At 60.1% G+C, this 11,669-nt stretch carries 8 protein-coding genes; 3 read left to right on the top strand and 5 right to left on the bottom strand.

Features of this window, described 5'->3' with window-relative positions:
* Nucleotides 1-43: 43 nt before the first annotated feature.
* From M017_RS28435 to M017_RS0100995, 3 genes are read left to right on the top strand one after another with little or no spacing between them, the layout of a single operon-like run.
* Nucleotides 44-298 carry a hypothetical protein gene (locus M017_RS28435; RefSeq protein ID WP_202901593.1) on the top strand — a complete coding sequence of 85 codons (255 nt, stop codon included), beginning with the start codon at nucleotides 44-46 and terminating at the stop codon, nucleotides 296-298.
* A gap of 39 nt (nucleotides 299-337) precedes the next feature.
* Nucleotides 338-532, top strand: coding sequence for a heavy-metal-associated domain-containing protein (locus M017_RS0100990; RefSeq protein WP_031495080.1), 195 nt, complete (start codon nucleotides 338-340; stop codon nucleotides 530-532).
* Nucleotides 532-2,592, top strand: a complete 2,061-nt coding sequence (locus tag M017_RS0100995) for a heavy metal translocating P-type ATPase (protein ID WP_051669399.1) — start codon at nucleotides 532-534, stop codon at nucleotides 2,590-2,592. Before M017_RS0100990 ends, M017_RS0100995 begins: the two co-directional genes overlap by 1 nt.
* Here the strand turns inward: M017_RS0100995 and M017_RS26100 are convergent.
* From M017_RS26100 to M017_RS0101020, 5 genes are all read right to left on the bottom strand, one after another.
* Complete coding sequence (locus M017_RS26100) at nucleotides 2,585-3,322, bottom strand: J domain-containing protein (protein ID WP_035957570.1); 738 nt, start codon at nucleotides 3,320-3,322, stop codon at nucleotides 2,585-2,587. The genes M017_RS0100995 and M017_RS26100 overlap by 8 nt on opposite strands.
* A gap of 23 nt (nucleotides 3,323-3,345) precedes the next feature.
* Nucleotides 3,346-5,880: an ABC transporter permease gene (locus tag M017_RS0101005; protein ID WP_031495083.1), complete on the bottom strand. Its 2,535-nt coding sequence runs from the start codon at nucleotides 5,878-5,880 to the stop codon at nucleotides 3,346-3,348.
* Complete coding sequence (locus tag M017_RS0101010) at nucleotides 5,873-6,199, bottom strand: PadR family transcriptional regulator (RefSeq protein WP_031495085.1); 327 nt, start codon at nucleotides 6,197-6,199, stop codon at nucleotides 5,873-5,875. Before M017_RS0101010 ends, M017_RS0101005 begins: the two co-directional genes overlap by 8 nt.
* Nucleotides 6,200-6,293: 94 nt before the next feature.
* Entirely contained in the window at nucleotides 6,294-9,989 is a 3,696-nt protein-coding gene (locus tag M017_RS0101015; protein ID WP_080507433.1) for a TonB-dependent receptor, read from the bottom strand.
* 123 nt (nucleotides 9,990-10,112) lie between these two features.
* A complete protein-coding gene (locus tag M017_RS0101020; protein ID WP_031495089.1) occupies nucleotides 10,113-11,657 on the bottom strand; it encodes a DUF1501 domain-containing protein in 1,545 nt (514 codons plus the stop codon).
* Nucleotides 11,658-11,669: the final 12 nt, after the last annotated feature.

Below are 11,669 nucleotides of genomic sequence, written 5' to 3' on the forward strand. Positions count from 1 at the left end.
GATAAGTTTGTAAAGTTTTATAAAGGACCAGGGTGTAAATGTTATGAACGTAAAACCAGTGACGGTCGTCGAGACGGAAGTTGCGGAGACGACGGGAATCCGAGGTCCGAAAATTCGTTGCCCGAAATGCGAATGGCAACCGACAGCCAGCGATCTATGGACCTGTAGTTGCGGCTACGAATGGCATACTTTCGACACGGGCGGCGTTTGTCCGAGTTGTATCCACCAGTGGCCGACGACGCAGTGCCATAGCTGCCAGGCCTGGTCGGCCCATTCCGATTGGTATGAGTATGAATAGATCGGGCGATCGTTTTCTCTCGCAGGGCATCCTATAGGTATGGAAAAGACCGAATTGAAGATCGACGGAATGCATTGTGGAGCTTGCGTGCGGCGTGTCACAGCCCTTTTGTCGGGTGTAGATGGGGTCAAGGTGGAGCATGTCGAGGTGGGCAAGGCTGTCGTCAGCGGAGATGCTCCCGTATCTGCTCTGGTGAGTGCAGTTGAAAGCGGTGGATTCACGGTTGTCCGCTAATGGCGGCGAAGGCGCAGCTTGAGATTGAGGGCATGACCTGTGCGGCATGCCAGAATTTTGTGGAGAAAACCCTCGCGGCACAGCCTGGGGTGGCTCGCGCGAGTGTCAATCTGCTGCTGAATCAGGCGACTGTCGAATTTGATCCGGCGCAAGTGAGTGCGGACCGGTTGGCTCAGGTGGTGAGCAAAACCGGCTATGAGGCGCGGGTTGGTGTAGGAAAAGAAGCGGAAGAGCAGCCACAGCACTTTGCGACCGTTTGGGGTAGTTTGGCGGTTGGAGTGGTGATGATGCTGGCCATGCCTTTTGTGGGGCATGAGGCACGGTGGTGGGTGTGGACCCAGATGGCGTTAGCCGTCGCCGTGATGGGGGTGGCGGGACGTCCCTTCTACGTAAAAGCCTGGGCCGCCGTCCGCAGTGGGCGCGCCGATATGAATGTTCTAGTGGCGCTGGGAACAGGCGCCGCCTTTTTGTTATCCAGCTTTGCCGCCTTTTGGCCCCATTGGTTTCATGCACGCGGGATGATGCCGCAAGTCTATTTTGAAGCGGTAGTGCTGATTCTGGCGCTGGTGCTGGTGGGCAAGATGCTGGAAGAGCGGGCCAAGCGGCAGACATCACTCGCGTTGCGGCAGTTGTTGGACTTGCAACCGAAACAGGCCTTGGTGCGGCGCAATGGGGTGGAGATTTCGGTTGCGGCGGAAGAATTGCGCAAAGGCGACCTTTTGCTGGTGAGGCCCGGAGACCGGATTGCGGCCGATGGCGAAGTGGTGGAGGGCGCGAGCAGCGTCGATGAGAGCATGCTGACCGGCGAGGGCTTGCCGGTGGACAAGCTTGTGGGTGGCCAAGTTTTTGGGGGGACAACGAACGGATACGGGTCTCTGGTGGTGCGGGTGAGCGTCACCGGGGGCGAGAGTCTGCTGGGTCAGATTGTGCGGGTACTGCGGGAGGCCCAAGGAGAGAAGGCTCCGGTGCAGGCGCTTGCCGACCGGGTGAGCGCGGTGTTTGTGCCGGTAGTGGTGGTGATTGCCTTGCTGAGCGCCTTGGCCTGGGTGTGGTGGCAAGGGGATGTCGCTCATGCGGTAGTGGTGGCCGTAGCAGTGCTGGTGATCAGTTGCCCTTGTGCGATGGGCTTGGCGGTGCCGACGGCGATCCTGGCGGCGACAGGCAAAGCGGCCCGGATGGGGATTCTGATCAAAGGCGGCGATGCACTCGAACGACTGGGCGAAGTGAGCGTGGTGGTTCTGGATAAGACCGGAACGATCACCAAGGGCACGCCGCAGGTGGTAAGTGTCACAGGCGAGGTGTTGCAATTGGCGGCGAGCGTCGAGGCGAGAAGCGAACATCCACTGGCCATGGCAATTGTTGCCGAGGCGAAGACGCAGGGGATTGCCTTGCTGCCCGCGACCGAGTTTCTGGCGTTGCCAGGAGTGGGGGTTCGGGGCCTGGTTGAGGGCCATCGTGTGGAGATTACGAGCGGGGAAGAAGCAGGAGAAGTGCGCGTCTTTGTAGACGGGGTGGAGGCGGGGAGGATTGTGCTGGCCGATGCGGTGAAGGAGAGTTCTGCTGCCGCCGTGGCGCGGATGCGCACAATGGGCCTGCGAGTGGTGATGCTGAGCGGGGATCGGGAAGCCGCCGCCCGCCAGGTGGCCGATCAGGTTGGGATTGGCGAGGTGGTGGCAGGAGTGTTGCCAGCCGGGAAGCTGGATCTGGTGGCGCGGCTCCAATCGGGGGGAGCGCGAGTGGCGATGGTGGGAGATGGATTGAACGATGCGCCAGCACTGGAGAAAGCAGATGTGGGAATCGCGATGGCGCGAGGCGCCGATCTGGCCATCGAGGCCGGAGACGTTGCACTGCTGCGTGGCGACTTGAATTCCGTCGCCGATGCGATCGAATTGTCGCGACGCACCATGCGCGTGATGCGCCAGAACCTGTTTTGGGCGTTTCTTTATAACGTGGTCGGAATTCCAGTGGCCGCGCTGGGCTTGCTGAATCCTGTGTTTGCAGCCGCCGCCATGGCGATGAGCAGCGTCAGCGTCATGGCGAACAGCCTGCGGCTCAGGTGACCGAAACTTGTGCGCGGCGGAGCATCGCGATGGGCTTGAGCTTGGGAGGCTCAGGCTGGACAATAGGCGGCTCGGGGGCGGGCATAGGACTGGGAGCCGGCGTTGGAATGGGAGCTGGAGGCGGCGGGGGGAGTGGCAGGGGAGTAATCTCTGCCGCCACAGCCACCGCGGCTTTCTCCTGTTTCTCTGGTGGCGCCATTTTCAGGTAAGGCCAGATTTCGCCCGGGTCGGGAGTGTTCTGCTCAAGGAAGTCGACGCCTTGCGCGGTGATCTGCATCTTGCTCTTGTCGTCAACCACAACCCAGCCGAGAGTCTTCAGATACCAGAGCGCCATCTGGATCTCTTCTTCCGTCAGACGCACCACCTGCTCCAACTGGCGCATGGTGATGAGCGGGACGCGCGGATTGAGACGCCGGACATCGTAGAGCACGCAGAGCAGAGTAGCCCGGCGGGCGCGCTCGCCCTTTAGATTGTCGAAGAAGTCGAGACCGCTGAAATTGATCTCGCGGTCATCTTCGTTGCCACCGCCGCGCACGGCGTCGAAGATCTTGCGCGCGGCAGGGTCGCTGAGGACTTCGAGCGCGAGTTTCAGCGCTTCAATCTCTTCCGCATTGGGCTGGCAGGCCATCAACCGGGAATAAGCGAGATCAATCGCGGCTTGGTCGGCCTTGGGATCGATGGCGAGCAGCTTGTAATGGTCCTGGAATTTGCCGGCAGCGGGAGAGGACATCTATCGCTTGTATCGGCGGAAATTCAGTCGGACTTGAGGGCAGTCATGGGGTCGATCTTCAGAGCACGACGGGCCGGGATGAGCGCGGCGAGGGAAACAGTGATCGCAAAGATTGCGATGGCTCCGAGATAGGCCTGAGGGTCGAGATTGCTGATGCCGTAGAGCTCGCGGCGGAGCAGATTGGAGACACCCACCGCACCAGCCAGGCCGAGGATGAGGCCCGCCAGAACCGGGACCCAGAACTGGACCAGGACCGCCGAGAGGATCTCATTCGGCCTGGCGCCGAGCGCCATGCGCAGACCGAGTTCCCGAGTGCGCTGCGAGACGACGTAGGCGATGACCCCGGCAAGACCAAAGCAGGCAAGGAAATGGGCGGCAGAGCCGAAGATAGTGACGACGAGCGCGCTGTTTTCGGTGCTCTCGAGCTTGCGGTAGAAGGAGGCCTTGAGGAGTTGGATGTCCGGGATGATGCCGGAGTCGATCGAGCGGGCGATCGTGCCCACCGACTGCGCCATGGTGTCTGCGGGACCCAGAGTACGGACGACGATCTTCAGCGCGGGCTGTTCGGAAGCACCGGCGAGGAAGTAGACTTCAACAGCATCGGGATCTTTGAGCGCTGTCAGGTGAGCATTGCCCGCGATGCCACGGATGATGCGCTTGGGGCCATCGCCGGGGAGGAATTCGCGGCCGATCGGGTCCTCGGTCGCCGTCATTTTGCGAGCCAGAGCATCGCTGATGACGATGCCATAGGGATCGTTTGGATCGAGACCACGGCCACGAAGAATGGGGATCTTCATGGTGTCGTGGAACGTGGCGTCGACCTGACTGAGGTGCATGTCGAGGTGGCGGCCATCGATGTCGGCACTGACGACAGAGCCACTGCCGCCGAGCGGAAGAGAGACCGTCATGCCAATGGAGGCAACACCGCTCAGTGAAGCGAGCCGGCCTCGCAGTTTATCGAGATAGGCCTGCGCCTGGGCTGGGGTGAAGCCGTGAGCGGCGAGGCTCGAATCGATCGCAATGACCTGCTCGTAATTGAAGCCGGGATCGCTGGTGAGCGCGTGGTTCAAGGCGCGCACGAGCAGACTGGCGACAATCAGCAGAATGCAACTGGCGGCCACTTGGGCAGTGACGAGAGTCTGGCGCATCCAGGTGGAACGGTGCTTCTGGCGGATGACCTGGAAGGCCGGGGCAAGCCCGAAAACGATGGAGGCGAGGACGCCGATCCCGATGGAGAAGAGGTAGACCGGCCAGTTGGGCATGGGGTCGAGCCAGGCGGGGGATTCCGACAGGAGCAAGACGCTGCGGAGCGTCCCATAACCCAGGAAGAGACCGGCGATGGAGCCGAGGAAGGCGAGCAGCAGGCTTTCTGTAAAGAGCTGGCGGATGAGGCGCGACTTTCCTGCCCCGACGGCGGCGCGGATCGACATCTCGCGTTCCCGCGCGACGCCACGAGCGAGCATGAGGCTGCCCAGATTGCTGCACGCAACGGCGAGGATCAGCAGTCCGAGCGCGCCGATGAGGCCGATCATTGGCAGAACTTTGTCAGCATCCTCAGTGCCGGTGCCACGGCGGTTGCCGATGAGGAGACTTTTCGCATAACCGCCGGGGATGGAGAGGAGGCGTTCCTGGTCCCAGATTTCTTTGGGATGCTGTTGGCGCAATTCGGCAGCAAGGGCACTGAGTTCGTCTTCGGCGGCCTTGGCAGGAATGCCCGGCTGGAGGCGGCCCCACATGCGGACACCTGCACCGGTGAAGGAGAAGTCGGTGAGGAGATCGCTACCGGCAACGAAGATGGGGTGTTGCTCGATGGGAATCCAGAAGGCGGGACGGTCGAAGCTGAGGCCACTGAAGTCGCTGGCGAGGATGCCGAGCACCGTCGCTTGCTGACCGTTGATGCGGATGGTTTTGCCGATCAGAGAAGGGTCTGCCGCGTATTGGGTCTGCCAGAAACTGTGACTGAGGACAGCGACGGGGGAGTTTCCGTCAGAGGGGTGGAAGGCCCGGCCGAGCAGCGCGTGAGCGCCGAGGCTATCGAAGAAATTGCTCGAGACGAAGTGAGCGAAGACCTGCTTCTGTGCCATCTCGAGGGAGACCTTGGTGCTGTTGAGGGTGAGGACGCCAGAAAGGGTGCGGGCGTTTTTCGCAAAGAATGCGGCTTCGGGATAGGGGAGGCTGTAGGCGTAGTTTTCGATACCGCGGCGCTTGAAACGGAGCAGGTTTTCGGGGTGGTCGATGGGAAGGGGCTTGAGGGCCAGCAGGTTGAAGAAACCGAAGGTGGCGACGTTGACTCCGATGCCAATGGCCAACATCAGGATGGCGGCGAGGGTGAAGCCGGGGGAGCGGCGGAGGACACGGGCGGCGTAGCGGAGGTCCTGGAGGGTACGGTCGATGATCGTCCAGCCCCAGGCGTCGCGAGACTCTTCGCGCAGGAGCAGGGTGTTGCCGAAGTTCGCCCGACCGGCGAGTTCGCGGTGGTATTCCATTTCGGCGGCAAGATCTTCTTCCCGCTGGCGGCGGTGGAAGAGGTACTCGAGTCGGCGGAAGAGTTCACGCATTTTTCAGTACCGCCTGGATCGCTTCGCTGACGCGGTTGTAATCGGAGACTTCGCTTTCGAGTTGCTTGCGCCCGGCGGCCGTCAATTCATAGAAACGGACTTTGCGGTTGGTGTCGGAGATGCCCCAGTCTGCACTCGCCCAACCTTTCAGCAAGAGCTTCTGCAAGGCGGGATAGAGCGAGCCTTCTTCAACGGAGAGGATTTCGGAAGAGAGCAGATGAATGCGCTGGGCGATCGCATAACCGTGGAGGGGACCGGACTGGAGGACACGCAGGATCAGGAGGAGGAGGGCGCCCGAAGGCATCTCAGCTTTAGGCATAGTCTTGCTATGGGTATGGTAGCTATGCTTGCTTAAAAAGTCAAACCCCAGGAACCGGTTGGTCCCTGGGGTTTTGAGGTGAGTTTTGTTTGGATTAGAACTCGTAGCGGAGAGCGAACTGCATGACGCGGGGTTCCGACGTCGCGCTGAACTGACCGAAGGTGGAGGGCACCTGGAGGTTCAAAGTCATCGTCGTGAAGTTCACGTTGTTGAAGGCATTGAAAGCTTCGGCGCGGAACTGGAGCGAGTGGCCTTCGAAAGGCAGCTTGAAGCGCTTACCAGCCGCGATGTCGAAGGTGGTGCTACCGGCGCCACGGACCAGACCGCGCTCGCCGCTGGTACCGGGATACTGGCCCATGAAGCCAGCCATCGCGGTGGTGGTGTTGGCAAACATTGCCGGGATGCCGTTCTGGTTGTAGGTGACACCCTGCGAGGCCTGAGCCACCCCCGGCCGCTTGACGGCAAGGGCAGAGTTCAGGTAGTTGGTCGGATAGATCCCGCCGTTGGTGACGTCCTGCGGCAAGCCGGAGCGCATCCGGCCCAGCAGAGAGATCTGCCAGCCGCCTACGACCTGATCGAGCCAGGGGTTGGAGGTGTTCAGGAAGGTCTTGCCCTTGCCGAACGGAAGCTCGACGACGGTGTTCATCGTGAGGTTGTGGCGGATGTCGAAGGCAGCGACGCCATAGGAGCCCTTGGGGTTGAAGGCATCCTGGATGATGCTGCCACCAGCACCGCTGGTAGCGTCGCCGATGTTGCCTTCGTTACCGGAGGCGTAGTCAAAGGCGTGGGACAGGGTGTAGTTGAAGTCAAAGCCCCAGCCATGGTCGAGAGGGCGGCGGATGGTGAGGTTGCCCGCGTGGTAGCTGGCGTTCGAGGCGTTGGTCCAGACGGTCATGCCAGCCGCCTGATTGGCGAAGAAGGTGTTGCAACCAGGGGCCGAAATGCAAGTGCCGTCCTTCTGGCGGAGACGATCCATGTCGTTGAGGGCATCCAGATCGCTGCCACTGTAGGTGCCGTATACGGAGTTGAAGTAGTTGGCCGTGGCGCTGCCGGCGAAGGTGTAGTCCTTGGCCTTGGCGAACATGTTCTCAATGAAGGGAACGGTTCCGACGATGGAGGGGTTTGCTTTGACCTGTGCAGGCGTGATGCCCTTGAGGTACATGTCGTAGAGGACGCCGCTGGCCTGGGTCCAGGTTTGACCGGACTTCTGGTCCTTGTAGTTGGTGAGGGGCTGCGAGTAGTCCTGGCGCAGGAGGCCCTTTCGAGAAAGACGACCGATGTAGCCGACTTCGACAATCAGGTTGCTCTTCAGCGGACGCGTGTAGGACAGGTTGAGCGGAATCGAATAAGGAGCAACGAGATTTGGGCTCACTCCCGTGAAGGAGGTGAAGCCACCCACGATGGTAGGAGGCGTGAAAGGAACGCCACCAGTGCTGGGAGCGGCCAAGGTGGGCAGGCTGCTGGCCGAGCCGTTGTAGCGGACGGAGGTGGTGAAGTTGGTGTTGGCCAACTGGGTCATCTGCGTCGCCAGACCGGGAGAACCGCTGTTGGCGAAGTTGACGGCCATCTGGTTGCCGTAGCGATCGTAGATGATGCCGGCGCTCGCGCGCAGGACACTCCCCTTACCGAGGATCTTCGTGGCGAGATTGTCGCCCTCCGGAGCCCAGGCGAAGCCAAGACGGGGAGCGAAGTTGTTCTTGTCGGTGCGATAGTAGCCGTCCTTGCCATTGACCGGGCCAGACAGCGCATAAGTGAGAGAAGCGAGCGGATTGGCGTAGCTCGGGACGCCCAGTGCCTGACCGCCGGCGCGATTGGCAAAGTACTGGTCGAGAGGAGCGGTGGGATTCACCTGCACACCGTTGGCTTCATAGGGGTTCGCGTAGATGCCGTAGCGGAGACCGAAGGTTACTGTGAGATCACGCCGTGCCTTCCAGGTATCTTGCACATAGGCTTCGTATTCATTGGTATTGAAGACACGTTGCACGGCTTGGCCGAAGGGGATGGCCTTGCCGTCGCGACCGAAATTATAGGTGCCGCTGTAGGAGTTGACGAGGCCGAACATGGCGCCCATAGCATTCTGAACCACGGTAGTTTCGCTGAGTCTGGCGCCGCTGTACTGCGGGCTGACGTAGGCATTGATCGAATCGGTAATGTCAGAGCCCAAGCCGAGCAGCGTATTGCGGTTGAAGGAGAAGGACTGGTAGGAGGTGGAGAAGCTGGAGCGGTCATTCGAGCTGATGCGAATGTTCACGCCCGTCTGAATGGTGTGCTTGCCCTTGTTCCAGGTGAGATCGTCGACGAAGTTGTGGACAGGAGACTTGCGGACGAGGGCGCGCGGGAAGGTGCCTTCGAGCGCATTGAAGTAGAAGGAGAGCGAAGGGCTGCTCGAACCAGTGGTGACAGTCTTCAAACGGGTGTAGCCGTAGTTGAAGGTGTTGATCAGTGTAGGGGTGAGCACGGTCGTGTAGCGAGCCGAGATTCCTTTGGACTGGTCGACCAGCTTGGACTGCGACTGCTGGCCAGGGAAGGCGGCAAGGACGCTGTCTTCCGCATTATCGGCAAGAGTGCCACGGAGGCTGAGCGTGTGGCGGCCGCCCTTGTCGATATTGAAATCGTTCTTCATGACATAGGTGCGGTAGTCGAGCTTCTTCGGCGCGTTGAAGCGGAACATCGAGAAGTTAAGACCACGATCGGCCGAGGCGAGCGGATCGTTGCCAACCGGATACTTTTTGAAGATATCGAGCATGGCCTGGTTGGCGCCGATGCCCTTGGGATCGACCGCGGCGAGTTGGGCACCAGAGATCTGACCGATTTCACCATTGCTCAAGCGGAACTTGACGATACCTTGTTTGAAGCTTTCAGTCGGAACGATGCGGCTGACGGCCTGTGCGGTGGAGTCTTTGCGATCTTCCCAGTTGGCGAAGAAGAAGACACGGTTCTTGATGATGGGACCACCGAGGGAGGCGCCGTACTGATTGCGGATCAGGTTTTCGCGAGGAGTACCGGAGCGATTGTTGAACCAGAGGTTGGCGGCGGTGGACTTATTACGGTGGTATTCGTAGACCGAACCGTGGAAGTTATTGGAGCCGGACTTGGTGATGAGGGAGACCTGGCCACCGGAGGAGCGGCCCTGGTCGGCGGTCATACCGGCGACGGTGGTGCGGAATTCCTGAACGGAATCAAGAGGCACCGGGAGTACGGCATTGAAACCTGCGTTGGTGCTGGCCGGAGCGCCACCCTGCGCGTCGTTGACGTCGACGCCGTCGAGGGTCACGTTGTTCTGATCGCGCTTGGCGCCAGCTACTTCGCCCGTAGGCGTAACGCCGGGCTGGAGGCTCAACAGATCGACGACGTTGCGCGTGATGAGCGGCAACTGGCGGATCTGGAACTCGGTGAAGGGGTTGCCCACGGAGGCGTTGGTGGTATTGACGGCGGGAGTTTCAGCGACGACGTTAATCGAGTCGGAAATCTGCCCCACTTCGAGCTTGAGGATGTGGGTCGCGGGAGTGTTGACCTGGAGCCGGACCTGCTCGATGACCGTCTTGAAACCGGGCTTCTGGGCCTCTACCTTGTAGGTGCCGGGAGGAACCTGCAGGAAGGAATAGGCGCCAGAGGCATCGGAAACACCACGGCGAGACAGCGATGTTTCCAGATTGACAATCGACACAACTGCATCGGGTATGGCCGCTCCTTGGGAGTCGGTAATTGTCCCCGACAGAGAGCTGGATTGAGCAAGTAGCGAGAAGCTACTTGCGAGAATAAGTAAGAGAGAGAATATAATTCTGTTCATTCGACACTAACCCCTGAGCATTTGTATTAAAAAATGGAACGGTCTCCCGAGAAACACGTGGTTCGGGCCCCGGACGGAGGGGTAAGAGAAAGGCGAGACTAAGAGAATAGACAGGATCGCGGACTAGGCGATGATGTCGTGGAGGACTTCCCCACTCACGTCGGTCAAGCGGAAATCGCGACCGCTGTACCGGTAAGTGAGTTTGGTGTGGTCAATGCCCATGAGATGCAGAACAGTAGCATGGATGTCATGGACATGGACCGGCTTCTCAACTGCCTTGAAGCCAAATTCGTCTGTTGCGCCATAGATGGTGCCGCCTTTGACGGCGCCACCCGATAGCCACATTGTGAAGCCGAATGGATTGTGATCACGGCCACGCTTGACGTTGCCGCCACCGCCGCCGACTTCGCGGACGGGAGTGCGGCCAAACTCGGAACCGCAGATCACGAGAGAATCTTTCCAAAGCCCGCGGCCCTTGAGATCCTTGATCACGGCGGCAAAGGCCTGATCGGAATTCTTGGCATTGGTTTTGTGGGCCATGATGTCGCCATGAGCGTCCCAGGGATCGCCCTTGGCATAATAGACCTGCGTCATGCGGACGCCCTTTTCGGCGAGACGCACGGCAGTGAGACAACCGCGTGCCGTAGAGCCTTCCCCGTATAGCTTTTGCGTCGCCTCGGACTCCTTGCGGATGTCGAAGACTTCGGGCGCTTCGGTTTGCATGCGGTAGGCAACTTCCATCGACTTGAGGACGCCTTCGACCTGGGCATCAGCGCCGTCGCGCTGCGTCTTGATCGCTTCCATCTTCGAGAGAAGGTCGAGCTCGCGGCGCTGTTCAGTGAGTTCAAACTTGGGATTGTTGACGTAACTGATGAGCTTTTTGGGATCGAAGGCTTTCTCGATCACGATCTTCTTTTCCTTCTTGATCTCCTTGCCGTCCTTGTCCTTCTCGGGCATGGCAGCGGCGGGCGCTTCCTCTTCGGGAGGCGCATTCGGATTGGTCTGGATCTTGTCGGAGATGAAGGTGCCCTGATTGATGGCGGGCAGGAAGCCGTTGGACCAGAGCGGCGGGCCCACGGTGGTGGGCATGTCGGGACAGAGCACGACATAGCCGGGAAGGTTCTGATTCTCCGTGCCGAGGCCGTAAGTCATCCAGGCGCCGAGCGAGGGACGACCGGCCTGGTTGGCGCCGGTGTTCATCATAAGGCAGGAAGGCTCGTGGTTCGGGATCTCGGTATAGACAGAACGAACCCAGCAGATATCGTCGGCGACTTCGCCGAGATGGGGCCAGAGTTCGCTGACGTCCATCCCGGATTGTCCGTACTTCTTGAACGCGAAGGGCGACTTCATCAGTTCGCCAGTTTTGCGTTCGGTCTTGATCTCGCCTCCGGGAGGCGCCTTGCCGTCCCACTTGTCGAGAGCGGGCTTGGGATCAAAGCTATCGATGGTGGACAAGCCACCATTCATGAAGAGGAAGATCACGCGCTTGACCTTCTGGGGGTGATCGAGCTTGTAGCCAACGACACTGCCGTCGGGGGCGTTGAGCGCACCGGCCTGAGCAAGAGAGTTATTCAACATGCCGGCAAAGGCCATCATGCCGAAGCCGTTACCAATCTTACGCAGCGCTTCGCGGCGGGTCTTCGGGTTTCTTGACTTGTGAAGTGACATGGTTGCTTTCCT

Origin of the sequence: Bryobacter aggregatus MPL3 (assembly GCF_000702445.1) — a bacterium.
Taxonomy (GTDB): domain Bacteria; phylum Acidobacteriota; class Terriglobia; order Bryobacterales; family Bryobacteraceae; genus Bryobacter; species Bryobacter aggregatus.